At 70.6% G+C, this 26,235-nt stretch carries 20 protein-coding genes; 14 read left to right on the forward strand and 6 right to left on the reverse strand.

Annotated features, from left to right (window positions below; translation table 11 throughout):
- Positions 1-119 precede the first annotated feature (119 nt).
- The 4 genes from OHA68_RS01910 (at position 120) to OHA68_RS01925 (ending at position 4,476) form a co-directional block, all read left to right on the forward strand.
- Positions 120-338, forward strand: a complete 219-nt coding sequence (locus tag OHA68_RS01910; protein ID WP_327106073.1) for a hypothetical protein — start codon at positions 120-122, stop codon at positions 336-338.
- A complete protein-coding gene (locus tag OHA68_RS01915; protein ID WP_327109442.1) occupies positions 329-1,480 on the forward strand; it encodes a lanthionine synthetase C family protein in 1,152 nt (383 codons plus the stop codon). Before OHA68_RS01910 ends, OHA68_RS01915 begins: the two co-directional genes overlap by 10 nt.
- Complete coding sequence (locus OHA68_RS01920) at positions 1,480-3,393, forward strand: ABC transporter ATP-binding protein (protein ID WP_327106074.1); 1,914 nt, start codon at positions 1,480-1,482, stop codon at positions 3,391-3,393. Before OHA68_RS01915 ends, OHA68_RS01920 begins: the two co-directional genes overlap by 1 nt.
- 126 nt (positions 3,394-3,519) lie before the next feature.
- On the forward strand, positions 3,520-4,476 hold the full coding sequence (locus OHA68_RS01925; protein WP_327106075.1) for an ArsR/SmtB family transcription factor: 957 nt from the start codon (positions 3,520-3,522) through the stop codon (positions 4,474-4,476).
- Between the two features lie 212 nt (positions 4,477-4,688).
- Here OHA68_RS01925 and OHA68_RS01930 read toward each other — a convergent pair whose 3' ends face one another.
- Positions 4,689-5,711: an LLM class flavin-dependent oxidoreductase gene (locus tag OHA68_RS01930; protein WP_189136911.1), complete on the reverse strand. Its 1,023-nt coding sequence runs from the start codon at positions 5,709-5,711 to the stop codon at positions 4,689-4,691.
- A 631-nt stretch (positions 5,712-6,342) separates the two neighbouring features.
- On the opposite strand from OHA68_RS01930, the gene rph reads away from it, so the two are divergent.
- The gene (rph, locus tag OHA68_RS01935) at positions 6,343-8,955 is read left to right on the forward strand and encodes a rifamycin-inactivating phosphotransferase (protein WP_327106076.1); all 2,613 of its coding nucleotides are present in this window, start codon (positions 6,343-6,345) and stop codon (positions 8,953-8,955) included.
- 72 nt (positions 8,956-9,027) lie between these two features.
- Here the strand turns inward: rph and OHA68_RS01940 are convergent, their stop codons facing one another.
- On the reverse strand, positions 9,028-9,504 hold the full coding sequence (locus tag OHA68_RS01940) for a MarR family winged helix-turn-helix transcriptional regulator (RefSeq protein WP_327106077.1): 477 nt from the start codon (positions 9,502-9,504) through the stop codon (positions 9,028-9,030).
- Between the two features lie 677 nt (positions 9,505-10,181).
- On the opposite strand from OHA68_RS01940, the gene OHA68_RS01945 reads away from it, so the two are divergent.
- The 5 genes from OHA68_RS01945 to OHA68_RS01965 all read left to right on the forward strand — a co-directional run bounded on the left by OHA68_RS01945 (position 10,182) and on the right by OHA68_RS01965 (position 17,724).
- Positions 10,182-12,287: a TOMM precursor leader peptide-binding protein gene (locus tag OHA68_RS01945; RefSeq protein WP_327106078.1), complete on the forward strand. Its 2,106-nt coding sequence runs from the start codon at positions 10,182-10,184 to the stop codon at positions 12,285-12,287.
- Positions 12,288-12,426: 139 nt separating this feature from the next.
- Positions 12,427-12,621, forward strand: a complete 195-nt coding sequence (locus OHA68_RS01950; protein ID WP_189136906.1) for a hypothetical protein — start codon at positions 12,427-12,429, stop codon at positions 12,619-12,621.
- 153 nt (positions 12,622-12,774) lie between these two features.
- On the forward strand, positions 12,775-15,489 hold the full coding sequence (locus OHA68_RS01955) for a lantibiotic dehydratase (RefSeq protein ID WP_327106079.1): 2,715 nt from the start codon (positions 12,775-12,777) through the stop codon (positions 15,487-15,489).
- Between the two features lie 31 nt (positions 15,490-15,520).
- Positions 15,521-16,696: a thiopeptide maturation pyridine synthase gene (locus tag OHA68_RS01960; RefSeq protein WP_327106080.1), complete on the forward strand. Its 1,176-nt coding sequence runs from the start codon at positions 15,521-15,523 to the stop codon at positions 16,694-16,696.
- Complete coding sequence (locus OHA68_RS01965) at positions 16,693-17,724, forward strand: lantibiotic dehydratase C-terminal domain-containing protein (RefSeq protein WP_327106081.1); 1,032 nt, start codon at positions 16,693-16,695, stop codon at positions 17,722-17,724. The genes OHA68_RS01960 and OHA68_RS01965 overlap by 4 nt, the downstream gene beginning before the upstream one ends.
- Positions 17,725-17,736: 12 nt before the next feature.
- On the opposite strand, the gene OHA68_RS01970 is transcribed toward OHA68_RS01965, so the two are convergent.
- Positions 17,737-18,885: an MFS transporter gene (locus OHA68_RS01970; protein ID WP_189136902.1), complete on the reverse strand. Its 1,149-nt coding sequence runs from the start codon at positions 18,883-18,885 to the stop codon at positions 17,737-17,739.
- A 98-nt stretch (positions 18,886-18,983) separates the two neighbouring features.
- Between OHA68_RS01970 and OHA68_RS01975 the strand changes: the two genes are divergently transcribed.
- Both OHA68_RS01975 and OHA68_RS01980 read left to right on the forward strand, forming a co-directional pair.
- Positions 18,984-21,563, forward strand: a complete 2,580-nt coding sequence (locus OHA68_RS01975) for a glycosyltransferase (RefSeq protein WP_327106082.1) — start codon at positions 18,984-18,986, stop codon at positions 21,561-21,563.
- Positions 21,563-23,023 (forward strand): radical SAM protein, encoded by a 1,461-nt coding sequence (locus OHA68_RS01980; protein ID WP_327106083.1) that lies wholly within the window; start codon positions 21,563-21,565, stop codon positions 23,021-23,023. The genes OHA68_RS01975 and OHA68_RS01980 overlap by 1 nt, the downstream gene beginning before the upstream one ends.
- A gap of 44 nt (positions 23,024-23,067) precedes the next feature.
- Here the strand turns inward: OHA68_RS01980 and OHA68_RS01985 are convergent, their stop codons facing one another.
- From OHA68_RS01985 to OHA68_RS01995, 3 genes are all read right to left on the reverse strand, one after another.
- Positions 23,068-23,349 carry a hypothetical protein gene (locus OHA68_RS01985; RefSeq protein WP_327106084.1) on the reverse strand — a complete coding sequence of 94 codons (282 nt, stop codon included), beginning with the start codon at positions 23,347-23,349 and terminating at the stop codon, positions 23,068-23,070.
- 23 nt (positions 23,350-23,372) lie between these two features.
- Positions 23,373-23,537, reverse strand: coding sequence for a hypothetical protein (locus tag OHA68_RS01990; protein WP_327106085.1), 165 nt, complete (start codon positions 23,535-23,537; stop codon positions 23,373-23,375).
- 94 nt (positions 23,538-23,631) lie between these two features.
- Positions 23,632-23,757 (reverse strand): GH25 family lysozyme, encoded by a 126-nt coding sequence (locus OHA68_RS01995; protein WP_327106086.1) that lies wholly within the window; start codon positions 23,755-23,757, stop codon positions 23,632-23,634.
- 491 nt (positions 23,758-24,248) lie between these two features.
- Here OHA68_RS01995 and OHA68_RS02000 point away from each other — a divergent pair, with 491 nt between their 5' ends.
- Positions 24,249-24,416, forward strand: coding sequence for a hypothetical protein (locus OHA68_RS02000; RefSeq protein WP_327106087.1), 168 nt, complete (start codon positions 24,249-24,251; stop codon positions 24,414-24,416).
- Complete coding sequence (locus OHA68_RS02005; protein WP_327106088.1) at positions 24,413-26,185, forward strand: LAGLIDADG family homing endonuclease; 1,773 nt, start codon at positions 24,413-24,415, stop codon at positions 26,183-26,185. Before OHA68_RS02000 ends, OHA68_RS02005 begins: the two co-directional genes overlap by 4 nt.
- Positions 26,186-26,235 lie beyond the last annotated feature (50 nt).

Below are 26,235 nucleotides of genomic sequence, written 5' to 3' on the forward strand. Positions count from 1 at the left end.
GAAACACGCGGGCCGGACACTTCGACTTTTGTATAAGTGGACGATATTCCGTCGTCGGCACTGGATACGCTTCTTTCCCGATGAGCCCGATCGGGGCTCTTCGAAGGAAGGAACACGAAGTGAGCCCAGTCGCCCAGGCCGACCTCGCCGAGGACGTCTTCGACCTCGACATCGAGCAGTTGTTCGAGACGGACGCGATCCCGCCCGTCTACGCGTGCAGCGGCAGCGACTACACGTGCGGTACGCAGGTGTCGTGGAGCGGGACGTGCAGCGGCACCCAGAGCTGCGGGACGTGCTCGCCCACCTATGGGGCCAAGGCCCCGGGCATGTGCTACTGACGGGCGCCTCCCGGCGAGCCACCGCCCTGTCCATCGCGCAGGAATTGGCGGCCCGTATCGCCGCCGAACCATTCACGCGGCGTCATCCCGCATCGCTGTCACAGGGCGGTGCGGGTTTCGCCATGCTTTATGCCGCACTTGGCAGAATTTCCCCGGAAAATGGCTGGAATACAGTGGGTCATCGTTTTCTCGCGGACGCGGTGAAAGCAGGAGCGGCGGGAAGAGCGGGCCTTTTCGACGGCGGAATCGCCGGGCTGGGCGTGGCCGCCGCGTCGCTCCGCGGAAGCACCGGCGCGTACGAGCGGCTGCTCGGCCGGACGGACGCGGCGGTGGCGGCGGTGCCCGACCACGACCTCGTCTCAGGAACGGCGGGCGCGGGCCTCTACCTGCTCCTCAGACCGCCGGGTGCGAAACGGGAGGACCTGCTGGCCGCCCTGGTGCGGTCCGGGGGCGCGAGCCCGCCCTACCCGATGCCCGCGCACCGGATCCCCGCCGGGTGGACGGTCGCCGCCGGGTACGCCGACTGCGGCCTGGCCCACGGCGTGGCCGGCGCGCTGGCCGTACTGGCGCTGCTCGCGCGGGACGGCGGCGTCGCGGGAACGGACATCGCGGAAGCGGGCGGCGCGGGAACGGGCGTCCCGGACCGGTCCGGGACGATTCGGCAGGTCGCCGACTGGCTCCTGGCCCAGGCCGGGCAGGACGAATGGGGGACGTTCTGGCCGGCGGGCGTCGACGGCGCGACCCGGTATCCGTCGGCTCGCCGCGCCTCCTGGTGCTACGGAGTGCCGGGGGCGGCCCGCGCCCTGTGGCTGGCCGGCGACGCCGTCGGCGAGCCCCGGTACCGGCGCGTCGCCACCGAGGCGATGGAGCGCCTGCTGGCGGCCCCTGAGGCGTGGGGGCTGGATACGCCGGGGATCTGCCACGGGTGGGCCGGTCTCATGCTGATCAGTGCCGCCTTCGGCCTGGACGCGGCTGCGAACGAGCTGTTCGATCGCCTCTGCGCCGGCTATGACGGCCGGCGGCCGCTCGGGTTCGACGTGCCCGGCCCCGGACTGCTCACCGGCGCCGCCGGAATCGCCCTGGCCCTGCTGACGGTCACGGCCGGGGACCGGTTCGCGGCGTCGTTGTTCCTGGCCGCCTGATGGGACGCCACCGCACCGGGCACGCGCCCGACGAGGTCCGCGACCCGCTGTTCGGCGGTGGCATCCGGGCCTCGAACGGCCAGCTCAAGCACGAGGGCGCCGGGGTGCGGACGGGACTGCTGTCCATGGTCCGCGAGCTGCCCGGCCTGATCGCGGTGACGGTCCGCCTGGCCAGGCAGGCCGCGCCCAGGCAGCTCCTGGCCGTGGTGCTGGCCGAGTCCGTCTCGGCGGTGGCGACGGTCGTCACGCTGCTGTCGACGTACCGCGTGCTGGTGCCGCTCATGACGGGCGAGCCGTCGGCGGAGCGGCTGCGGTCGGCGGTGCCGGCGCTGCTGGTGATGGCCGCCGCCGCGGCGGCGGGCAGCCTGGCCCGCGCGGCCGGCCGGGCGGCCGTCAGCCGGCTCGGCCCCACGGTCGAACGCCTGGCCTACACCCGGCTGCTGGCCCTGGCGGCCGACGCCGAGCTGAGCGCGCTGGAGTCGCCCGACTTCCACAACCTGCTGGAGGCCGCCAGGCAGGGGACCAGGGCGGCCCGCGTCGTGATCACGCAGGCGGCGCAGTTGCTGAGTGGTCTGTCCACCTTGGTCGCGGTGGGGGCGGTGCTCGGCGTGCTGCACCCGCTGCTCCTGCCGCTGCTGCTGGCCACGGTGGTGCCGAAGGGGTGGAGCGCGGTCCGCTCGGCCCGGGCCAGGTTCGCCTCCGCCAAGCGGCACATGGAGCTCGGCCGTCAGCTGGACGTCCTCAGCGGTCTGCTCACCGGCCGCGAAGTGGCCACGGAGGTGCGCGCGCACGGCGCGGGGGCCTTCCTGCTGCGGCACTACGACCGGCTCTCGGCGCAGGCCGAGGCCGAGCAGGGCAGGCTGGGCCGCGAGGAGGCCCGGCTGGGGCTGGCGGGTGACGCGGCCTCGGGGGCCGCTGCCGTGCTCACCTACCTCACGCTCGGCCTGCTGCTGGTCTCCGGCACGATCCCGCTCGCCGTCGCCGGCGCGGTCGTGATCGCCATCCGCACCGCGAAGGCGAGCCTCCTCAGCCTCGTCATGTCCACCAACCAGGTGTACGAGCAGGGCCTGTACGTCCTGGAATGGGAGCGCGCGTGCGAGGAGGCCGCCCGGCACCGGATGAGCAGCGGGCCGGTGCCGCTGCCCGCCGGCCCGGTCGAGATCCGCGCCGACGCGCTGACCTTCGCCTACCCCGGCCAGTCCCGGCTCGCCCTGGACCGCGTCGACGTGCTGATCCGGCCGGGCGAGATCGTCGCCTTCGTCGGCGCCAACGGCTCGGGCAAGAGCACGATGGCCAAGCTGCTCAGCGGCCTGTACCTCCCGACGGCCGGGCAGGTGAGCTGGGGCGGCGTGCCGATCGAGCGGCTGCGCCGGCGAGAGGTGTTCGACAGCGTGGCGCTGGTCGCCCAGGACTTCGCCCGCTGGCCGGCCACCGCCCACGTCAACGTGACGCTCGGCCGTCCTGAGGACGCCGGGGACCGCGAGCGGCTGTGGCGGGCGAGCGTGGCCAGCGGGAGCGACGCCGTGGTCGCCGCCCTGCCCGACGGCTGGGAGACGCTGCTGGCGCGGGAGTTCATGGGCGGGACCGAGCTGTCCGGGGGGCAGTGGCAGCGCATCGGCCTGGGCCGGGCCTGGTTCAGGGACGCGCCCGTGGTCGTCTTCGACGAGCCGACCTCGGCGCTCGACCCCAGGGCGGAGATCGAGATCTTCGAGCAGGTCGCCGGGCTGGCGACCGCCGGCCGGACGGTGATCCTCGTGACCCACCGGCTGGCGTCGGTGTCGCGGGCCGATCGCATCTACGTGTTCGACGCCGGCCGGGTCGTCGAGCACGGGCGGCACGCGGAGCTCATGCGGGCCGACGGGCCGTACGCGTCCATGTACCGGCTGCAGGCGGCGCAGTACACGATCGTCTGACCTCTTCGCGGCGTCCGGATACTTCAAACATCGTTGAAGCATTCCGAGAAGATATCTTCGCTGTCTACAGTCCTACCTGTGCAGGCCCAGACAACAACGAAGACCAAAGTGTGGAGCGAGTTGCGGGTGAGCTCCACACCTCAGCTCCAGATCTCGATCTCGCCCAACCTGACCGCGCTCGCCATGATCGCCGACGCCCTCGCGGGGCGCCGCCGTGGCCTGCCCGAGCCGTGGCGCAAGGCGATCGCCGCACAGGTCGGCCCGCTCGGCCAGGACTCCGTGCGCCCGCTGGCGGTACCCGGCAGCTCGATCGCGCCGGACAGCATCGTGCCGCGCTCCCCCGTCGACGGCGATGTCAGCGTGAGGTCGCAGATCAGCGCCCTGCACGACACCTCGCCCGACGCGCTGATCGAGGACCTGGAGCAGGCGTTCGGCCCGGGCACGCCGCCGCCGCACTGGCGCTCGGCGGCCGAGCGGCCCGCGCATTGGCTGCGCGGGTACGCCAGCGCCCTCACCGACGTCTGGACCGCCACGCAACCCCTGTGGGAACGTGCCCGCCCGCTCCTCGACAGGGAGATCGAGCGGGTGGGCGTCGCGGCCGTGCGGGGCGGCCACGAGCTGTTGCTGGGCACGCTGAGCGACCGCATCGTGTACGGCGAGCGCGGCCTGCTCATCTCCGACCTGGAGTCGAGTACGTTCGAGCTGGGCGACAGGAAGCTCGTTCTGGTGCCCATGCTGGCCGGCAAGGACGCCGTGATCGTCAGCCTGGACGGCCCGGACGCCGTCTGGATCGCCTACCCGGTGCCCGGCGCGGACTCGTTGTGGCGCAAGCCCGCCGCGCCCGCCGTGGACGAACTGTCGGCGCTCCTGGGCCCGGTCCGCGCGCACCTGCTCTGCGCCCTGGACCAGCCCATGACGATGAGCATGCTGGCTATGGACCTGCGGATCGCGCCCAGCGGCCTGACGTACCACTGCGACCGGCTGAGCGCCGGACGGCTGATCCAGCGGGAGCGCCGGGGCCGCGAGGTGTGGATCGCCCGCACCCACCGGGCGGAGAAGCTGCTGGAGCTGTTCTGCCGCTGACCGGCTACTCCCGTGGAGATCATCGCCTGTCAGCCGGTCAGCCGGCCGGCGGCAGGGCCACCGTGCCGGGAAAGCGGGGCGTCTCCGCCTCGTCGAGCATGGCCGCCGCGACGGTCTCCCGGCTGACCTTCGCGCCGAGGTCGAAGGGGGCGCGGCGTCCAGGCCGACCGTACGCCGGTCGGGGCTCTCCGGCGCGTACGGTGCAGCCGCCGTCAGCGCCAGCCGAGTGCCGGGGCGACCTCGGTCAGGACCGATGAGAGCAGGTGGGCGTTGTAGTCCACGCCGAGCTGGCTGGGCACCGTCAGCACGAGCGTGTCGGCCGCGGCGATCGCCTCATCGGCGGCCAGCTCCTTGACGAGCACGTCGGGCTCGGCGGCGTACGTGCGGCCGAAGATGGCCCTGGTGGTGGCGTCGATGAAGCCGATCTGGTCGGAGCTGGCGCGGTCGTGACCGAAGTACGCGCGGTCAGTCTCGTTGACGATCGGCATGATCGAGCGGCTCACCGACACCCGCGGCTCGCCCTCGTGGCCCGCCTCCTTCCACGCCTCCCGGTAGGCCGCGATCTGCTCGGCCTGCTGCACGTGGAACGGCTTGCCGTTCTCGTCGTCCTTGAGCGTGGAGCTCATCAGGTGCATGCCCAGCCCGGCGGCCCACTTCGCGGTGGCGTTCGAGCTGGAACCCCACCAGATCCGCTGCCGCAGCCCGGCCGAGTACGGTTCGAGGCGCAGCGGTCCGGGCGGGTTGGGGAACATCGGCCGCGGGTTCGGCTCGGCGAACCCCTCGCCCTCCAGCATCTTGAGGAAGACCTCCGCGTGCCTGCGCGCCATGTCCGCCTCGGTCTCGCCCTCGGCCGGCTCGTGGCCGAAGTAGCGCCAGCCGTCGATCACCTGCTCGGGTGATCCACGGCTGATGCCGAGCTGAAGCCGCCCGCCCGCGATGAGATCGGCCGCGCCCGCGTCCTCGGCCATGTAGAGAGGGTTCTCGTACCGCATGTCGATGACGCCCGTGCCGATCTCGATCCGGCTCGTCCGCGCGCCGACCGCCGCCAGCAGCGGGAACGGGCTCGCGAGCTGCTGGGCGAAGTGATGGACGCGGAAGTAGGCGCCGTCGGCGCCGAGCTCCTCGGCGGCCACCGCCAGCTCGATCGACTGCAGCAGGGTGTCGGACGCGCTGCGCGCCTTCGAGTACGGCGACGACGACCAGTGCCCGAAGCTCAGGAAACCAATCTTCTTCATACGCCCTTCAACCTTCCCCCCAGCAATGACATTCCGCCTCAAGCTCCAGGACAGTGCGGAGACACATCCCTGGTGTCGATGAGTCCGGACCTGCCGCTCGTCAGGCGGGAGTCTCGGCGGTGGCGGTCAGGACCGCGCGGCCGAGGATGTGGCCGGTCATGATGAAGCCGAGAAGAGCCGGGGTGGCGTCGGCCGGGTCGTCTATGGCAAGGGCATGACTCAGGCAGCGTCGACGAGCGCGAGGGCTGGTCGCTTTTGGGATGTACGGTCGCCGTCCGGGATCCGCGGCATGACGAGCTCAGTCAGCGGGCGGTCTGCCGGCCCGGCAGGCAGCGGCTGGTCCGGCTGCGTCATCCGAGCGGGGTGTGCGGCGGCCTCATGGCACGCGGCGGCTGGAGGAAGATCCCTCTCCTCTCCTAACGTATAGCGCACCGGGGGGCTTGCGGCAAGACCCGGGTCATACCGCAGAATCATCGGCCGAAGCCACAACCTGCGGAAAATGGGGGCACGACGTGCGTGTGTGTTGGGCGATGTACGGGGGACGCGGTGACGTCGAACCAGCGACGGGACCGGCGGCGCGATCACGGGCGCACGGCACGCGGGTGCGGGTGTCCGGCTCGGAGGTGGCGCGATGATCGAGCCGTACGTGCTGGGTCTGGACGAGGTCGACGAGACGCGGGCCGCGGTCGTCGGCGGCAAAGGCGCGCACCTGGGCGGGCTGTCGCGGATCGACGGCGTCCGCGTGCCGGCCGGCTTCTGCGTGACGACGGACGCCTTCCGGCGGGTCCTGGCGGAAGCGCCGTCGATCGGCGACCGGCTCGATCAGCTGTCCCGCCTGGACCCGGATGACCGGGAGGCGATCCGCACGCTCAGCGCGGAGATCCGGCGGACCATCGAAGAGATCGCCATCCCCGGCGACATCGAGACGGCGATCACCCGCGCTCTCGCCCGGCTCGGCGAGCAGTCCGCCTACGCCGTCCGGTCGAGCGCGACGGCGGAGGACCTGCCGACGGCCTCCTTCGCGGGCCAGCAGGACTCGTACCTGAACGTCATGGGGCCGGCGGCGGTTCTCCGGCATGTCAGCCGGTGCTGGGCCTCGCTGTTCACCGAGCGGGCCGTGACCTACCGCCGGCGCAACGGCTTCGACCACCGGAAGGTCCACATGGCCGTCGTCGTACAGCGGATGGTCGACCCCCAGGCGGCCGGCGTCCTGTTCACCGCCGACCCCGTCACGGGCAACCGGAAGGTCGCCACCGTGGACGCCGGCTTCGGCCTCGGCGAGGCCCTGGTCTCCGGCCTGGTGAACCCGGACGTGTTCACCGTACGAGACGGCGAGGTCGTCGCCAGGACGGTCGCCACCAAGAAGCGCGCCCTCCACTCCCAGCCGACCGGCGGGACACGGGAAGTGGCGATCGACCCGGGACGGCAGGAGCGGCCGGCACTGACGGATGCGCAGGTCGTGCGGCTCGTACGGCTCGGCCGGCGGATCGAAGCGCACTTCGGCCGCCCGCAGGACATCGAATGGTGCCTGGTCGACGACGGCTTCCAGATCGTGCAGGCCCGGCCGATCACCACGCTGTTCCCCATCCCCGAGGCCGACGACCAGGACAATCACGTCTACGTCTCCGTCGGTCATCAGCAGATGATGACCGACCCCATGAAGCCCCTGGGGTTCTCCTTCTGGCAGTTGACGGCCATGGTGGCGATGCACGAGGCCGGTGGCCGGCTGTTCGTCGACGTCACCCGACGCCTGGCCTCGCCCGCGAGCCGCGCCGCCCTCCTGGACCTCTCGGGGCGATCCGATCCGCTGATCAGGGACGCGCTGGAGACCGTCCTGGACCGCGACGGCTTCGTCCCGTCGCTCCCGGACGCGGGTCCCGGCGGGCCGCCGGCCGGGGGCCCGCCGGCCCCGATCGAGACCGATCCGGCCATCGTCACCGAGCTGATCGAGCGCAGCGAGGCGTCCGTCGCCGCCCTGCGGCGCGACATCCAGGCGAAGACCGGACCGGCGCTGTTCGACTTCCTGCTGGAGGCCTTCCAGGAGCACAAGCGAGCCCTCGCCGATCCGCTGGTCCTCCAGGTGATCATGGCGGGCATGGAGGCCACGTGGTGGCTCAACGACAAGCTGCACGAGTGGCTCGGGGAGAAGAACGCGGCCGACACGCTCACGCTGTCCGCCCCCGGCAACGTCACGTCGGAGATGGGACTGGCGCTGCTCGACGTCGCGGACGTGGTCCGACCGCATCCGGAGGTGGTGGCGTTCCTCCAGAGCGTCGAGACCGAGGGCTTCCTGGACGAGGGCTTCCTTGACGAGCTGCCGAAGCTCGCGGGCGGGGCCGAGGCGCGCGACGCCATCAAGGCCTACCTCGACCGGTACGGCATGCGCTGCGTCGGCGAGATCGACATCACGAGGCCGCGGTGGAGCGAGCGCCCTGCCACGCTCGTGCCCGTGATCCTCGACAACGTCAGGAACTTCGAGCCGGGCGCCGCCGCGCGCCGCTTCGAGCACGGCCGGCAGGAGGCGGCGAAGAAGGAGCAGGACGTGCTGGCACGCCTGCGCGCCCTTCCGGACGGAGAGCGGAAGGCCGACGAGGCCAAGCGGATGATCGACCGGGTCCGGACCTTCATCGGCTACCGCGAGTATCCGAAGTACGGCATCATCAGCCGCTACTTCGTCTACAAGCAGGCCGTGCTGGCCGAGGCCGAGCGCCTCGTCCGGGCCGGCGTGCTGGCCGAGCGGGAGGACGTCTACTACCTCACGTTCCAGGAGCTCCACGACGTCGTACGCTCGCACAGCGTGGATGACCGGCTCATCCAGCGACGCAAGGACGCGTTCCGGTCCTACCACGCGCTCACCCCGCCCCGGGTGCTCACCTCGGACGGCGAGGCCGTCAACGGCGCGTACCGGCGCGCCGACGTGCCGGCCGGCGCTCTGGTCGGCCTGCCGGTCTCCGCCGGGACCGTCGAAGGGCGGGCCCGCGTCATCCTGGACATGGCGCAGGCCGATCTTCAGCCGGGCGACATCCTGGTCACGGCCTACACGGACCCCAGCTGGTCGCCCGTGTTCGTCGCGATCACGGGCCTGGTGACGGAGGTGGGCGGCCTGATGACCCATGGCGCGGTGATCGCCCGGGAGTACGGCTTGCCGGCCGTCGTGGGCGTGGAGGGGGCCACCCGGCTGATCCAGGACGGGCAGCGGATCCGCGTCCACGGCACCGACGGGTACATCGAGATCCTGCCTTGACCCACCCCGGCAAGCCGCCCGGTGACCGTATTCCCGCAGACGACCTTGCCCCCTCCGCGAGATGTGCGGCGGCTATCTCTGCCGGTCGCGGTCGGCCATCTCCTCTGTCTGCAACCTGGCGTAGACGTGCTGGAGCAGGCCGACGAAGCGTTCGAGGTCATCGTCGTCCAGCTCCCGCAGCAGCAGTGCCTCCGTGTCGCGCAGCTTCTCCCGCACCTTCGTGTACAGGCTGCGCCCCTTGTCGGTGATGGAGGTGTCGATGACGCGGGCGTTCTCCTTGCGCACCCGGCGTACCACGAGCCCCTCCGCGGCCAGCTGCATGATGGCCGCACCCATGGACTGGGCGGTGATGTGGCTCTTCCTGGCCAGATCAGCGGCCGACATGTCGCCCTCGCGGGCGAGGTGGCTCAGGGCGCCGAGTTGCGCACGGGTGAGGCCCAGCGGCCGCAGGACACGGTCCAGGTTATGGCCGACGAGGAAGCCGAGCTGGTAGATCAGATAGTAGGGCCGGGTGAGCGGATCGACACTGTTCACATCGTCAGAGGCCATTTGACAACTCCGTATTGAATCCTGTGATGGCCTCAAGTAAGCTGTCTTATATAAGACAGCTTCCATTGGAAGCTCATGTTAAACCCATGTCCACCCAGCGAAGGTCAGGAGGCGCGGGCTGTCCATCATCTCCTGTGTGCCCTCCGGCACAGGACTTCGCCCCTGCGGGGCGCGCTGACCGGCGCCGCCGGGGACGGGCACCGATGGGCCCGTGTCGTCGTGGCGTTCAGGGCATTCGATGGCGGTGGCCACGCGTCTGATCGTTGAACGAAAAAATCTCATATCCGGGCCGCTCGACTCGAGCGCTCTGATCCTTCTCTTGTTCATGGCCGGTCACCGGCCGATCTCGAATGAATCTGGGCCCACTCTTACCTTCCGGTAGAACCAGAATCACCTACCAGCCTTCGCAATCGGCGCTTCCGCCGATGGTTCGCCCGGCAGGTTTTTTCGCAAGCACGGCAATCCCGACTCTGCCTGGTTCGTGTCCCTGGGGCGCGTTCCGGCACTGGCGTGCGAAAGGACAGGTCAATGCGCCCACGCCTCTTGGATGGTGTTCGCCATGTCGCATGCAAGGAGGGTTCGTCCATTCACGACTCGGCGGGACGGCGCTTCCGGCAGGTGCGTGACGCATGGGTCCTGCCGCACGGGCGAGGGCCGGTGCCGACCGCGGTCGCCGGATGACCGAGACGCGGGCGGACACTCCCCCGCCGCGGGCGCAGGCGCGGCCGTCCACCGCCGTCGCCGTACTCGGCCCCGGGCAGCTTGCCGAGGCCATGGGCGGCGCGGGCCGGATCCCGTACGTCGCCGTCGGGTCGGTGGACGACCTGACCGGCGGCGGGGCGGGTGCGGGCGCGTACTCGGCGGTCGTCGTGGTCTCGCACGGGATGGAGCACGCTTCCCAGCGGGCGGTCCAGGAGTACGCGTCGGCCAGGCGGACGCCCTGGCTGCCCGTCAGCCTCGACAGCGGGTGGATCACCATCGGCCCGCTGGTGCGTCCGCCGCGCCCGGGTTGTCCCCTGTGCGTGCGGCGCAGGCAGAGTCGCAACCGGCAGGACGCGTCGGCCCGTCGCCTGCTGCGCGAGCGGCTGGGGTCCGCGCCACGGGAGACCACCGACTCGATGGTCCCGCCGATGCTGGCGGCGGCCGTGGCCCGGCTGGTGCGGGGCGAGCTGGACGGGTTGGTGCGGGACGAGCTGGACGTGGCCCCGCTGGTGCGGAGCGAGCTGGACGGGGCCCGGCTGGTGCGGGACGAGCTGGACGGGGTGCCCGAGGGCCCGGACGCCGCCCGTACAGACGGCGCGATCTTGCGGCTGTCCGTGCTGGACGGGTCGGCGCGCAGGCATCGCTTCCTCGCCGACCCGTGGTGTCCGTGGTGCGCGGACCTGCCGCCGGACACCGGCGCGGGGGCGATCCCGGGCGACCGTCCGCTGCCCAAGGACAAGGCGTCCCCTGGCTTCCGGCTGAGCGACCTGCGGGGCAGGGACGCCGAGCTGCGGGGCCGGTACGTCGACGCGGAGACCGGGCTGATCGGCTCCGTGGCCACCGGATCGGTCGGCGGCATGCCCACGGCGGTGGCCCGGCTGGCTCCGGGCCGGGTCGGGCACGAGTCCCAGCACGGCTACGGCCGCGCCGCCGACTATCGTTCGGCCGGGCTCACCGCGCTGGCGGAGGCGCTGGAACGCAGCGCGGGCGAGCGTCCAGGAGGCCGCCGGACGGCCGTGCACGGCTCGTACGAGCAACTCGCCGCCGACGCGATCGACCCCCGCACCCTCGGCACCCACCCGGAAGAGCTGTACCTGCTGCCGGACTACCCCTTTGTGCCGTTCGCCCCGGATCAGAAGACGAGCTGGGTCTGGGGCTATTCGCTCGCCAGGGCGGCTCCGGTGCTCGTCCCGGAATCCGCCGTCTACTACGGCCCGCCGACCGGGGGCGGCCCGAGGTGGATGTTCGAGTCGTCGAACGGCTGCGCCGCGGGCTCCTGCCTGGAGGAGGCGATCCTGCACGGCCTGCTGGAGTTGGCCGAGCGGGACGCGTTCCTCATGACCTGGTACGCGCGTCTGCCCGTGCCGCGCGTCGCGCTGGACTCGGCGGCGGACCGCAGGATCCCGCTGACCGAGGAGCTGCTGACCCGGCGGTACGGGTACCGGGTGATGGTCTTCTCGACCATGCTGGAACAGCGGGTGCCGACCTTCATGACCTTCGCGGTGAACGACACCGACCCGGCCCGGCCGGCGATGGCGTTCGGCGCCGCGGCCCACCTCAGCCCCGAGCGCGCGGTGCTGTCGACGCTGTGGGAGATCACCAGTCTCATGGAGGCGCTGGGCGACGGGTTCGATCCGGACGCCGTCGCGCCGATGGTGACCGATCCCCTGCTGGTGCGTGAGATGGCGGACCACGCCGCGCTGTACACGCACCCCGCGACCCGGTCCCGGGCCGGCTTCCTCGACACCGGCGGCCCACCGCTCTCCCTGGGCGCCGTCGCCGCGCGGGCGGGCTGGCCGAGCCACCCCGACCTGTCCGACGACCTGCGCGAACTCACCTGGCGGTACCTGGCCACCGGCCTGGACGTCATCGCGGTGGACACCACCTCCACCGAGCAGGCGGCCGGCGGGTTCGCCTCCGCCAAGGTCATCGTCCCCGGCATGCTGCCGATGACCTTCGGTCACGCCTTCCGCAGGACCGAGGGCCTGCCGCGGCTGCTGACCGTGCCCCGGCTGCTCGGCTACCGGGACCGTGACCTGCGCCCCGACGAGATCAACCCGCACCCCCATCCGTTTCCGTGAGCCACGCCGACCGGCTGGAGGACCGTCCCCGAGCCGTACGAGAGGAGTCCCCCTATGCCACGGGCCCCGCCGCTCGCTCCGGTGCGGTGACCGCCATGACCTCTCGGACGAGAGGAAACCCCACCAACAGGAGGTTCCCATGCACAACGATTCCCTGTTCGACCTGTCCACCCTGGCCATCGAATCGGTCAGCGTCATGCCCGTGGAGTCGGTCGAGCGGATGACCGAAGGCCACGCCATGACCGAGCTCGCCGGCTCGCAGACCACCACCATCTGCGGCACCAACAGCACGCCGAGTTTCGTGCTGGAGGACGAGTTCGAGAACGAGATCTAGTCCCTGACGGCCGTCGGTGACCAGCCGGCGGCGGGCGGCGTCCGGGTGTCTCCGGCCCCACGGGACACCCGGACCCCGCGCACGACAGGAGCGCACGCCGGGAGCGCACGACAGGAGCGGACGACAGGTGGGATCGGTGAGGGATCGGTGGTCATGACGCCCGGTTCGGGAGCGCGCGCGCCGCGAGGTGCGGGATACGCGGCGGACACGATCTTCGGGGTGCGCGTCGCCGGCATCCCGGCGGAGCGGGTGGCCGCCCTGCGCTTCCGCCGTACGTGGTCCGAGGTGGACGAGGCGGTCCGGCTGGCCGGGCGGGTGGCGGCCGAGGGCGAGCGCCTCGCCGACGTCCTGCACGCGCTGATCGGAGCGGACCGGCGGCCGGAGCTGAAACCGGCCCTCGTCGCCCTTCGACGCGATCTCTTCGCCGGGCGCAGGCCGCGGGCCCGGGTCCTGACCCCGGCGATCATGGACTTCCTCCCGGGGCCGGTGGCCGGCGAGCTGTCCGCCTGGCTGGACGATCTCGATCGCCTGGCCCGGGTGCGGGCGGGGATCTCCGGGCTGCTGGATCACGAACTCACCGAGAAGACGGCCGTACTGCGTGATGCCACCCGGCTCTTCGAGTTCCGTCAGGGCCTGGCGCAGAGCAGCCCGGACCTGTCGGAGCGCCTGGACGCGTGGCTGGACGCGCCGGACGACCGCGCACCCGGCCGGCAGACACTGCTCCGGCTCGCGAAGTACCTCGCCCGCGCCGCCATGAAGACCAGCCCGTACGCGACGTTCGCCGCCAGCGGCCTGGGCCGGTGGAGTCCCGAGGGCGACGCCGCCGTCCCCGCCCGGGACCTCCCGGCGACCGGGGCCCGTCGTCGCCGGCCTGGTCCAGCGCCGGCCACCGACGACCTTCGCATGGTGGGGGTCGCAGAGGCCGACCGGTCCGTCGTCTACGCCTCCTGGCTGCGGGCGGCCCGGCAGCCGGGACTGCGGGACGCCGTCGTGTTGCGGGTCAATCCGAGCGCCGTCGAGGAGGACGGCCGCCTGTGGTTCCTCGGTCACCTCCTCGCCGAGCCCATCAACTCCCTTCCGGCGAGCGCGTCCCTGCGCGCCGTCCTCGACGTCATCCGCTCGGATCCGGGCGCCACGTACGGCGCGGTCGCCGAACGGCTCACCTTCGCCGGCGACGCCGCGACGGTCGACCGGCTCCTCACCACGCTGATCGACGGCGGCCTGGTGGAACGGTGCCCGCCCTTCTCCGACCGGACGGCCGACGCCCTGCCGAGACTGATCGACTGGATGGCGCGCGCCCTGCCGGACCCGACCGGCGAGCCGGCCCGCCTGCTGGCGTCCCTGCGGGCGATCGACGCGGCCGTGGCGGCGTACGCGCTGCACCCGGCCGAGCGGAAACTTCAGTGGCGGGCGGACGCCGACCGCCTGGCGGAGAAGCTGGCGCCCGCCGGCACCGGGGCCGGATCCCCGCGGCTCATGCACGAGAGCTACGTGCTCGCGGGCACAGCCGTGCGCCGGCCGAGCGCGAGCCTGCGGCCGATGTACGACGACCTGAACCACGTCCGCCGGTTCCTCGCGCTGCTCGATCCCAGCCTCCCCCTGAAGATCGCCCTCGCCGACTACTTCCTCCAGGTCTACGGCCCGGCCGGCTCGGTGCCCTTTCTCACGTTCTACCGGCGGATCCACGACATGGACCCGCAGGCAGGAACCGGCGCGGAGCGGGCGGTGCGGAGATTCCTGGAGGTCGCACCGCGTCCCCTCGGGCCGGGGGCGGGACGCGTGCGGGATCGCTACGGCCCCCGCGTGGCCCGGCTCGGCGAGCTTCGCCGTACCTTCTGGAAGGTTCTGCACGCGGCTCAGGAGAAGGCGGGCGAGGGGAACCCGATGCCGGTCGCGGTGCTGGACGAGCTGACGGCCTCCTGGCCGCCCTTCGTGCGCCCCGCCACGTCGATCTCGGTGTACGGGCAGGTGATGACCGCGCCGGACGGGCCGCGCCTGGTCGTCAACGGGGTGGTGACGGGCCCGCGCAGGGGGATGGGCCGGATCCGTCACCTGCTGGGCGTCGCGGGTGACAAGGCCGCCGATGCCGGGGAGCCGGTGGTCGTGGACCCGGCGTTCGCGGAGTTCCGGGTCAGCGGCGGGAGCAATCTCGACCTGCGCCCGCGGGTGTCGCCGGTCATCGACTATCCCTTCACCGGTGGCGACGACGCCGAGCCGGGGATCCCGCCGACCGAGCTGCTCGTCGAGTACGACGGGGACCGCGAGCTGCTGGTGCTGCGCGGGCCCGGCGGTTCGCCGCTCCGCCCGCTGCATCTGGGGCTGACGTCCGAGGTGTTCCTGCCGCCCGCGCAGTCGTTGCTGGTACGTGGCTTCGGTGCGAATCCGACCGTGATGATGCCCGGCTGGGTGCTGCGCGGCGGACTGCGCTACCCGCCGGCCTCGGCCGTGGAGTACGCGCCCCGGCTCACCGTCGGCGCCGTGGTGCTGGCGCGGGCGCGCTGGCGGATGCGCGCCGGGGAGTTCCCGGCCCCCGCCAAGGGCGAGGACCGGGGGATCTACCTGATCCGGCTGGCGCGATGGCTCGGCGAGCGGGGAATACCGCGCGCGTTCTTCGCGCGGGTCATGGAGGACCGCTACGGCTACGGCGCCCAGGGGCCCATCAAGAGCAGAAAGCCGCTGTACGTCGACGTGACCAACTGGTTCCTGCTCCAGGACTTCGTCCGCGCGCTCGGCCATCCGGACCGGCTGGTGGTGCTGGAGGAGGCGCTTCCGGCCCTGCCGGACGTGCCCCGCTACGGGGAGCACGGGTCGCGGGTCACCGAGTACATCTTCGATCTGGCGGCCACCGAGGACAGCGGTGAACGGTGAGGGCCCCGGCCCTCAGGAGAAAGGTGATGGGATGACGATGCGGCCCGCCGGGGACGCCGCGGTGCGATGGCACAGCGCGTACGTCTACTACTACGACAAGGACAAGTCCGGGCTCCTGGTCGACGCCGTGCGCCCGCTGCTCGATCGGCTGACCGCGGTGACGGAGGCCGTCTTCGTCGTCCCGCACTGGCGTCAGGGACCGCATGTCCGCATCAACATCCGCGCGGCCGACCACCACTGGGCCGGGGTCATCCGCCCGGCGATCGAGGAGGCGATCGGGGCCTACCTCAGGGACCATCCGTCCACGGCCCGGCTCGACGAGCGGGCCCTGCTCCCCCGGCACCGGGTGCTCGCCGAGGCCGAGGAGGAGATCGGGCCGCTCACCCCGTGGCAGCCCGACAACACGATCACCTTCCCGCCGTACCGGTCCCGGGCGCACGCGGTGGGAGGCAGCCAGGAGGTGGCGGACCTGGTCACGGACTTCGCCGTGGAGAGCAACGGGCTCTACCTGGACATGTTGCGATATATCAGGGAAGGGGACGATCGCCGGGATCTGCTCATGCTGACCTTGCTGTTCACCACCGCGCACGCCGAGGGCGGGCTCCGGCGCAACGTCGGCTCCTTCCGGGCGCACGCGGAAGGCTTCCTCAACCGGTGCGCCGAGCCCGAGACCTGGCGGTCGGCGTTCGAGGCGAAATACCAGGAGAATCGCGACCTGGTCGTCGGCCGCATGCGCGCCGTGATCCACGCGCTGGACGGCACCGGCGAGCCTCTCCCGTTCGTCCTCGATTGGGCTGACCTGATCGTGAACCACGCCGAGCGTGCCGATCCGATCATCGAAGGCGGCGTGGTGGCCTCGCCCTTCGCCCCCGGCCGGCGAGTCCCCCCGGCACCGGGCGGCAGCGAGTACCTGCGCCTGGCGTACAGCAATGACGAGTATCTGGCGAAAGGGTTCGGCAACCCGGTGTTCCAGCGCTACCGCGTCGTGCTGAACTACACGTACTCGTTCCTGACGCGTTCGGGCATCGCGCTGCGCGAACGCGGCCTCCTGTGCCACCTGGCGGCCAACGCCATCGAGGACGTGTACGACGTGTCCGCGATCGAGTTCCTGCGCAGGTTCGTCGCCGAGCATCCGAGGCCGCCCGTCGAGCCGCCCGTCGAGTCGCCCGTCGAGTCGCTCGGCGAGTCGCTCGGCGAGGGACGGTGACCGGGGCGGTGTGGGAGAGCGTCCACGTCTTCCGGCACGACGACCATGACGACCTGCTGCTGACCCAGGTCGCCCCGCTCATGGCCGAACTCGTCGCCGACGGTCTCGTCCTCGGCTTCTTCTATCTGCGCTACTGGGACGGCGGCCCGCACCTCCGGCTCCGCATGCGGACCTCGGCCGCGCGCACCGGCGAGGTGCGCGCGCGGGTGACCGATCGGCTCGGCGCCCACCTGCGCGCCCACCCCTCCCGCCACCCGATGGACCCGGCCGGCTACAAGCGCCTCGCCGCCGACTTCGCCGCCGCCGAGAACCTCTCCGTGTACGAACGCCACCTGCTCCCGCCGGACACCATCCGAGCGGTCCCCTACCCGCCCGAACACGCCTCCTTCGGCCACGGAACGTCGCTGGCCGCGGTCGAACGCCACTTCTGCGCCTCCACCGCGATCGCCCTCGACACGCTGCGGACACCGCCGTCCCAGCGGCTGTCCGCGGCGATGACGATGACCCTGGCCACGCTGCTGAGCCTGCCGACCGCGCCCCCCGGCACTCCCGTCCCCGACCGAGCCCGGATGATGATGAACGGCGCCCCTCCGGCTCCTTCCCCCACCGCGACGTCCGGCACGACTTCCGATGCGACTTCCGGCACGGCTACCGACGCGGCTACCGGCACGGCTACCGACGCGGCTTCCGGCACGGCTACCGACGCGACTTCCGACGTCCAGCAGGCGAAAGCGGCCTGGGCCCGCTCCCGGGACGAGCTCACCGCGATGGCCGAGCGCCTGCGGACCACCGACCCCGCCACCGCGCCGCACGTCCCCGTCCTGGCCTGGCTGGGCTCCGTCCGCGAACTGCGCGACCGGCTGACCACTCTCCAGCTCCAGGGCGCCTTCTCCCCCGCGTACCCCCGGCCCATCACCCACGCGCTGAACCGCTGCCTGCACCTGCACCTCAACCGGCTGGGCACCTCATTGACCCAGGAGGCGCGGCTACGCCGCATGGCGGCCCTCACCGTCGACAGTCTGCGATGAGTCCACGCGTGCCTACCATCGGGGCCGGGCGGCGACGGTGACGGGCACGATGAGCAGGGCGATCACGCCGACCAGCCCCATCGCCACGGTCAGGTCGGCCAGTGTCGCCACTCCCCCGATCATCGGCGGCCCGGCGAGCAGGCCGGCGTAGGCGACGGTGGTGACGAAGCCCAGCTCGCGGTCTCCGCCGGTGCCGCCCGGCTCGTTGCCCGCCGCCCCGGCGAGGTCCATGGCGAGCGGGAAGCAGAACGCCAGCCCGATCCCCGCGATCGCGAACCCGGCGTACCCGGCCACGGCGGACGGCACCACGGCGGCCAGGAACAGTCCGGCGGCGGCCAGGATGCCGCTCAGCATGAGCAGCCGGTACGGCCCGAACCGCCGCTGTGCCCTCTCGCCGGTCAGCCGGGTCACCGCGATCGCCACCGCGAACCCCGAGTGGGCCGCCGCCGCGGCCGCGTCGCCGGCCGACCGCTCGGTCACCAGGAACAACGCCGACCACTCGGCGCACGCGCCTTCGGCGACCGCGGCGCACAACGCGACGCCCGCCAGCAACCACAACCTGCCCCGGGACATCACCTGCAGGAATCCACCGGCGGGCCGGTCCTCGCCCGGCGCGTGGTTGTCGGGGATCGCGCGCGCCGTCACCGCGACCGTGGCCAGCGCCGCGACACCGACCACGGTGAACTGCGCCATGGGCGGCGACGACAGAGCCGCCGCGCCCGCCGCCCCGAGCGAACCCCCCAGCACGCCGAAGCTGAAACCGGCGTGGAACACCGGCATCAACGGCCGGTCCAGCCGGCGTACGACGGCCACGGCGGCGATGTTCATCGACACGTCCACCGCCCCCATCAGCCCGCCGAGCAGGGCCAGCGCCAGCCCGAGCGTCCACACCGAATCGGCCAGGCCGAGCACCGGCAGCAGGAGGCAGGCCGCCGTCAGGCAGGTCACGAGCACCCGCCGCGGACCCCAGTGGGCGCACGCCCTGGCGGCCGGGGAGGTGGTGAGGACCATGGCCACGGCCGGCCCGAGCAGCGCCAGCCCGACGCCGTCCACCCCGGCGCCGACCTGGTCGGCGAGCGCCGGAACGCGGGCGGCCCACGATCCGTAGAGCGCGCCGTTGACCACGAATGACACGGCGACCGCGATTCGCGAAGATGTCAAAGTTAGCTCCCCGTTGTGCTGTCGATGTATTCGGACGTAACATTAACTTCACCGATTAACCATTTGTTAACGGTGTGTAAGGGAGCGTGGACGCATCCATGTCAGCCCTGTGGGGGATCTCCTTCGACGCCACGCCCATCTCCGGGGTAATCGTCGAGTTCGTCAAGGTAGCGCGACTTTTCCGAGCCCAGGGGCTCCAGGTGCACCTGGATCTCGGTTACGACATCAAAGCAGATAAGAACGCTTTCTTCAGTCCGTACCGAAACGAGGCGGAGCTGCTGCCCGAGTGGGTTGAGCTGGGCAGGATCGACGGCATCGAGCACATCGACGGTTACACCCCGGAGCTGGTTTCGGCCGTGCTGGCGGAAGTCATCGGACGGAACGACGACACCCGGCTACGTTCGGTGATGAATACGATCGCCGCCGAGCTGCAAAGTCGGATTATTGCTCAGTGGGAGAATAATGACGTTTCTTTCGTCGTCGTCGAGAATGGGACGCTGCCCGAGAACGTCATATACACCACCGCGCTCTACCGGGCGATCGAAGAATACGGAAGCCGTCACCGGCTCGGTCGCTTCGTGTTATGGCGGGACCACGATCTGATGTGGCAGAGCGAGCCGAGCACCGGCAGGTACGGCCGCTTTCCCTATCCGCACACACCGGTCCCGGTGAACAGTCCGTTCATTCACTATGTCGCGCTGCACGAGGAGGCCAGGCGGCGGACCCTGGAGTGGGCGCCGCACCTGCGGGAGATCAGCGTGCTGCCGAACACCTTCCGCCATCGGCGGGCCGAGGTGGACCAGGGCAACGCCGGTTTCCGCGCCGACCACGGCATTCCCGAACACGCCCCGTTGATCGCGCGCTACACGAGGATCGTGCCGCCCAAGCGGATCGACCGCGACCTCCACCTGCTCGCCGCGCTGCCGGGCGCCTACCTGTTCGTGGCCGGCGATCGGGCGGAGGACCCGGCGGAGTTCGCCAGGCTCACCGCGTTAGCCGCCGAGCTGGACGTCGCCGACCGGGTGGTGTTCGGCGGACGGCTCCGGCCGTACGACGCCGACCCCGGCGGGTCCGGCTACTCCGTGCGGGACCTGCTCGCGCACGCCACCGTGGCCTCCTTCCTCACCTCCTACGACTACGAGAGTTACGGCAACCCGATCGGCGAGGCCATCGCCGCCGGGGTGCCGTACCTGACCAGCGAGTACGAGCTCTACGACACCATCTACGGCACCAAGGGCTTCCGCGCGCCCGTCCTGGACGTGCGCGCCACGGATCTGCCCACGCCGTCCTTCGTGGACGAGGTGGCCGAGCTGCTCACGGACGAGACGGAACGGGCGAGGATGGCTGAGCACAACTACGCACTGGGGCAGCGGCACTTCCGCGAAGGGCAGGCCGAGCGCCTGCTGGACCGGCTCTTCTTCACCCCGATGGGCGGACGTACGAAGGCCAGCGTGGTGTTGCCGGTGTACAACGAGGCCGCGGACCTGCCCGCCGTGCTCGACTCGCTCTACCGCCAGCGCGGCATGGACCGCGCCGAGTACGAGATCGTGGTGGTCGACAACAACTCCACCGATGACACGGTGGCCATCACGCGCCGGTTCGCCGAGGAACATCCGGATCTGGCCGTACACGTGCTGTCCGAGCCCGAGCAGGGCGTCGCCTGCGCGCGCCGCACCGGGATGGACTTCGCGAGCGCGCGCAGCAAGGGCCGCGGCTCCGGCGCGGACCAGCGGCTCCTGCTGGTGTCCGCGGACGCGGACTGCCGGGTGGACCCGGACTGGCTGTTCGAGCTGTGCCGCGCGATGGAGTCCGGCAAGGCGGCCATCGGCGTCTGCGACTACTACTACGCCGCCGAGCGCTTCGCCGGCCGGCCGCGGCTGTGGGACGCCATCTCCCGGACGCTGCGCTGCCGCGCGGTCACCTTCGCGCTGTTCGGCGGCTTTCCCGACGGCAAAGGCTTCGCCGTGGACCGGGACACCTACGACCGCGTCGGTGGCATCGAGATCTTCTATCAGCTCAAGGACGGCCGGTTCGTCAACCACCTCTCCGACGACTGGGATTTCGGCATCAAGGTGCGCGGCTCGGGCGAGGAGATCCTCTACGCGCCGAAGTCCCGGGTGGAGATCAACGCCAGGCGGGTCGACCATGCCATCGACGAAGTGATCACCGGCCGTGCGTACGGCTCGGACGGCATCATCGTGATGCGCGACATCCGGATCGCCGACCCCGGCCCGGCGGACGAGGATCTCACCGAGGAGGAGGCCAGGCAGGCGTGGGAGTTCTCCATCAAGGACTTCACCCCGAAGAACACCATCCTGCCGGTGCTGCTCACCCCGTCCCTGCTGGAGGACGACGCGGTGATCGAGTTCTTCGGCGCGGACCTCGCCGAGCGACTGGGCCGCCGCATCGCGGAGATCAAGGACGAGATGCGGGTGGTCGACTTCACGCCGATCCACTCGTACAAGACTCCTTCTTTCCGGCTGTACTTCGAGTTCGCCGAGGAGATCTTCGCGCGGCTGCGCGCCACCGTCGGGGCGGACATCGGCTACCCGCCTCCGCTGCCGCCCTGCCTGCGGGACGTGCCGCCGGACCGGTTCGCCGAGTTCGTCAAGTACTACTGCGAGGATCGCGAGTCCGGCGAGGCGCACAACTACTTCGGCAACGGGGGCGTCTTCTGATGACGACGAGCTACCGGGACGCGCTGGCCTCGCTCCGGCAGACCGACCGCTCCGTGCCGGTGCCCGCCGTCACGGAGGTGCTGTCCGCGCCGGAGAACCGGCACCTGCTGGAGTACGTCGTCGAGGATCCCTTCGGCGCGCATGTCTTCCCGGGCAACGAATCCGGCTACTCCCCCGAGTCCTTTCTCGACGATCTCGACGCGCAGCTGACCGGCACGGCCCCGATCCACCTGTGGTCGTACATTCCCACCTGCGCCTACCGCTGCCGGTTCTGCCAGTACCCGGTCGTCCTGCTCAAGGGGAGCCAGGAGGTGACCGAGGCTCAGGCGAACCAGTGGGTGGACTGGAACATCCGGGAGGGGAAGCTGTGGCTGGCCCGGGTTCCCGCGCTGGCCTCGGCGCCGGTCGGCGAGTTCAACGTGTTCGGGGGCACGCCGTCGCTGCTGCCCAAGGACGCCATCCGCAGGCTGCTCGACTTCTACCGGGAGAACTTCGGCTTCGGCCCGGACACCACGATCCGCTTCGAGGGCGACCCGAGCACGTTCACCCCGGACAAGCTCGACCTGCTCGCCGAGCTGGGCTGCACCAAGCTGTCCAGCGGGGTGCAGTCGTTCGACGACCCGGTGCTGCGGCAGTCAGGGCGGGAGCACACCGCGGACATGTGCGTGGAGTTCATCCGCAACGCGCACCGCGCCGGCTTCGACTGGGTCAGCATCGACCTGATGTACGGCCTGCTGGACCAGAGCGTGGACAGCGTGCGCCGCGACCTGGAGGTGGTGCTCACCGAACGGCCGACCGCGGTGGTCTGCACCAAGCTGCACCTGAAGTCCTATACGGACACCCGGACCGGGGTCGCCGGGGTGCAGCCCGCCGCCTGGCAACTGCCCGACTACCGCGACCGGCTGGTGCGCGCCGGGCACCGCTGGCCGCCGCTGGGCGAGCAGTACCAGATGCGCGAGATCCTCACCGAGGGACTGCGGGCGGGCGGCTACACCGAGCACCCGACGATGTACTTCGCCCGGGACGGTCTCGGCCCGGAGAAGTGGAAGTCGATCATGGTCGACCAGGACCGGCAGGAGGCCGAGGTGGCGATCGGCCTCGGCGGCAGCTCCAGCTGCCGAGCCTCGGAAGCGATCACCGACGTGAACTGGAAACGCTACGCCGAACACGTCGAGGCAGGCCGCATCCCACTCGGCTCGGCCACAGGCTTCTCCGGCCGGGCACGAGAGGCCCGCTCGATCAAAATGGCCCTCTCCACCCTCCGCCCCCTCGACGACCGCCCGCACCGGGAGCGCTTCCCCGGCGAATCCCTGTTCGCCGAGCCGTGGCGCGAACAGTTCGACTCACTGGCCGACCGCGGCCTCCTCCGGCTGAACGAACCGACCGGCCACATCGAACTGACCCCGAACGGCGAAGTCCTGGTCGAAGCGATCATCAACACCGAACTCAACGCCCGATAATCGACGTTCGCGGCGCCACGTCCGGCATCAGGGGAACGCGGAGCTCACATACTCGCGCCGACGGATCTGGCGAACTCCTTGAAGGCCTCGATTTCCCGCATGATGGCGTCCGCCTTCTCCCGGATCCTCTGCGCCATCTCGGGGTGGCCGCTGGCTTCCAGGCAGAGAGCCACCTTCCCCAGGGCGATGCCGTATCCCGCACACGTCGTCAACCACCCAACGGCGACGGCGAAGAAGGCGGGGCCGGTCGCGGTCGACGCGATGAGCCCGGCGCCGCTGGCGAGAACGGCGGAGCCGGCGACTCCCGCGGTCAGCTTCTCGGTCATGCAGACCATGGCAATCCTACCTTTCAGACGATGTCATCACCGCTCAGGACAGAGGGGTCGACCCCGATGTCGGTGAGGTAGGCGTCGATGTCGCCACCGAAGGTCGTCGCGCGTACCAGTTCGGGAAACTGACTCCAGTCGATGGGAGTGTCGAGGCTGCTTTCCCCAGGTATTCCGTCCTCGGACATTGCGTCCTCCCTTCATCCCCGGGTGGATCGGATCAATCGACCCGCACCGCATTGACGTGCCGCGAAATCGCCTGTTCTCCAAAGCCCCGGAAAGTCATTCTTGGAGAGCGCCCAGATGGACGCCCTCCGTCGTCTTGGCGAAGGCGAACTCGACACCCGCCGCCGCGACGGCGTTCCAGTCCACCCTGCCGTTCCAGTTGGACACATCGACACCGAACATGGTCATCTCCTGCGTCACCAGGTGGTTCCCACGATCGTGACGTTCGGGACAATAAGCTCCGCACAAACGTCACGGTGAAGGGTCGGCAACTCTGGTCGTCGCCCAGGGCCGCCTACGGATAAGGGCGGCCGGCTCGCTCGACAATGGCCTACTGCCTATTCCTTACGATGCGGCTGTTTTCCAGGCCATTCGCGATGTTTCACCACCACGATAGCTGATAATCAATAAATATCCGCATCAGGCATGTTAATGATGATTTGGTGGTTTTGAGTGGATAAGCCCGGTCGGTAGGGGCATGGCCATCAGCAGGTACGTACCTGTGCCGTGGCCGTCTTCGTGGCATGTCGCCTGTCCCGGACGGCCCCGGCGGCTGGAGCCGGCGGCGATACCGGCCAGCCTCTCCATCCCGATGACTCGCGGCGTTCATAACGTCCTTGGGTCATTCATGCCTGAGCGTCAGGGGCGTCGCGCCCGGACCAGGAAGGCTGATCATGAGCGAGAGACCGGAAGCAGAGCTCGTCGCGAAAGCCGTGGACACCCATGAGTGGGGTGCCACCGAGTCGGACGAGGAACAGGTCCTGGTCTCGCTGGGCTACGTACTCAACCCGGCGACCGGCATCTACGAGGAGGGACCGAACGGAGGGAGTCAACCGTCATGACCGCCGAAAAGATGCTGGCACGGGCGAGAGAGGACCTCGGCCTGTCCGGCCGCCCGAACGTCGTCACCCGCTGGTACGCCGAACGCAACGGCTCGCAGTTCCTGGGGGGACCGTGGTGCAACATGGCCATCACCTGCTGGGCACGGCACTCCGACAACGCCACGGCGGTCCTGCCGAAGGGCGATCGCGCCTTCACGGTGTGGCACGCCCGGGACGGCGAAGGACTGGGCCGCTGGCATGCGGGCACCGCCGCCGAGATCAAACAGCACGCACGGCCCGGCGCGCTGGTGTTCTTCGACTGGGACGGCACCGACTCCATCGACCGGATCGACCACATCGGGATCGTCGAGAAGAACCTGCAAGATGGTCGAGTGCAGACAATAGAAGGGAATGCGCAGCCTTACAGCGCGCCCGTGCTCACGCCTACCGGGTGGACGACCATAGGGCAGCTGAGGATCGGAGACTTGGTCATCGACCCGATGGGGCAGTCGTCGAAGGTCACCGGCATTCACCCCAAGGGGATGCGTGACATCTACCGGGTCACAACTGCGAGCGGACAGTCGGCGCTCGCCTGCGACGAGCACCTGTGGGAGGTCACCACGCGTGACGGAGGGGCGCCCGTCGTACTGACCACAATGGACGTGAAGGCGAAGGTCGATGCTGGCCGCCGCGTTCGTCTCCCAGCCCTCGCGCCGGTCGAGTTCGACGCGCCAGGCGCGCCGCCCGCCGCCCCGTATCTCCTCGGAGCTCTGCTGGGCGATGGTTCCCTACGTGCCGATCAGGTGAAGATCACTACCGTCGAGCAGCAGATCGTGGATCACCTCGCTGGGCTCCTTCCTGAGGGGTGCGAGTTCGAGAACACCACTCGGAAGAGCTACCGGGGCGCTGTGACTGCTACCTACCTGGTTCGCGGCCCAAGCCGGTGGAAGGCCAACCCTCTTCTCGCCGCTCTTCGGGACATGGGTGTCCTGGGGCTGCGCTCCTGGGAGAAGCACATCCCAGAGACCTACCTCACCGCCTCGGTCCCGGTCCGGCTAGAACTGCTCCGCGGGCTCATGGACACAGACGGCTCGATCGACAGCATCGGCCGCGCGGAGTTCTGCACGGTGTCCGAGCGCCTCGCGCGTGATGTGCAGGAGCTCATCCGTTCGCTTGGCGGGAACTGCAATGTTCATGCCAAGCGGGGGATTACCTGGACCTCGCCGGCGCAGGCCGAGGAGCAACCCGGCAGGAACGCGTGGATTCTCCGCAACATCTACCTTCCCGAGAACCCGTTCCGCCTGGCGAGGAAAGCCGAGCGTTGGGTCATGGCCAAGAAGCGGTCAGGCGCGTATCACCGCCGCATCGTCTCGGTGGAATCGGCAGGCCGTGAGGGAGTCATGTGCATCTCGGTGAGCGCTTCGTCTCATCTGTACGTGACGCAGGACTACATCCCGACGCACAACACCGGCGACGTGTGCAAGCGGCGCGTCCGCGGCGCATCGGTGATCGCCGGGTTCTGGAACCCCGACTACGAACAGACCGAGAGCTGGATGGAGGCCATCGTGAACGAACTCCCGCTGCTCAAGCAGGGCGACCAGGGTCCTCACGTGCGTACGATGCATCACCTGATGCTCGCCAGGGACGTCCAAGGGCTGGACGGCGTCGGTGACACCCTGTTCGCCCCGGCCCATTCCGCGGGTATCCGCACCCTGCAGACGGCCGCGGGGCTCGAGGCCGACGGCGTCGTCGGGCCGCAGACCTGGCCCGTCCTGCTCGCCGTGCGCTGACGGCCCCGCGGGTTCGCCCGACCCGCCCGAACCCCCGCCACCGCGCGGGG

The organism is Nonomuraea glycinis (assembly GCF_035920485.1).
GTDB lineage: Bacteria > Actinomycetota > Actinomycetes > Streptosporangiales > Streptosporangiaceae > Nonomuraea > Nonomuraea glycinis.

Bases quoted from the DNA above. Each gene is read 5' to 3' on its own strand.
- OHA68_RS01920 (WP_327106074.1), top strand. From the start codon at position 1,480: ATGGGACGCCACCGCACCGGGCACGCGCCCGACGAGGTCCGCGACCCG.
- OHA68_RS01930 (WP_189136911.1), bottom strand. From the start codon at position 5,711: ATGAAGAAGATTGGTTTCCTGAGCTTCGGGCACTGGTCGTCGTCGCCG.
- rph (WP_327106076.1), top strand. From the start codon at position 6,343: ATGATCGAGCCGTACGTGCTGGGTCTGGACGAGGTCGACGAGACGCGG.
- OHA68_RS01940 (WP_327106077.1), bottom strand. From the start codon at position 9,504: ATGGCCTCTGACGATGTGAACAGTGTCGATCCGCTCACCCGGCCCTAC.
- OHA68_RS01945 (WP_327106078.1), top strand. From the start codon at position 10,182: ATGACCGAGACGCGGGCGGACACTCCCCCGCCGCGGGCGCAGGCGCGG.
- OHA68_RS01950 (WP_189136906.1), top strand. From the start codon at position 12,427: ATGCACAACGATTCCCTGTTCGACCTGTCCACCCTGGCCATCGAATCG.
- OHA68_RS01955 (WP_327106079.1), top strand. From the start codon at position 12,775: ATGACGCCCGGTTCGGGAGCGCGCGCGCCGCGAGGTGCGGGATACGCG.
- OHA68_RS01960 (WP_327106080.1), top strand. From the start codon at position 15,521: ATGACGATGCGGCCCGCCGGGGACGCCGCGGTGCGATGGCACAGCGCG.
- OHA68_RS01975 (WP_327106082.1), top strand. From the start codon at position 18,984: ATGTCAGCCCTGTGGGGGATCTCCTTCGACGCCACGCCCATCTCCGGG.
- OHA68_RS01980 (WP_327106083.1), top strand. From the start codon at position 21,563: ATGACGACGAGCTACCGGGACGCGCTGGCCTCGCTCCGGCAGACCGAC.
- OHA68_RS01985 (WP_327106084.1), bottom strand. From the start codon at position 23,349: ATGACCGAGAAGCTGACCGCGGGAGTCGCCGGCTCCGCCGTTCTCGCC.
- OHA68_RS01990 (WP_327106085.1), bottom strand. From the start codon at position 23,537: ATGTCCGAGGACGGAATACCTGGGGAAAGCAGCCTCGACACTCCCATC.
- OHA68_RS01995 (WP_327106086.1), bottom strand. From the start codon at position 23,757: ATGTTCGGTGTCGATGTGTCCAACTGGAACGGCAGGGTGGACTGGAAC.
- OHA68_RS02000 (WP_327106087.1), top strand. From the start codon at position 24,249: ATGAGCGAGAGACCGGAAGCAGAGCTCGTCGCGAAAGCCGTGGACACC.
- OHA68_RS02005 (WP_327106088.1), top strand. From the start codon at position 24,413: ATGACCGCCGAAAAGATGCTGGCACGGGCGAGAGAGGACCTCGGCCTG.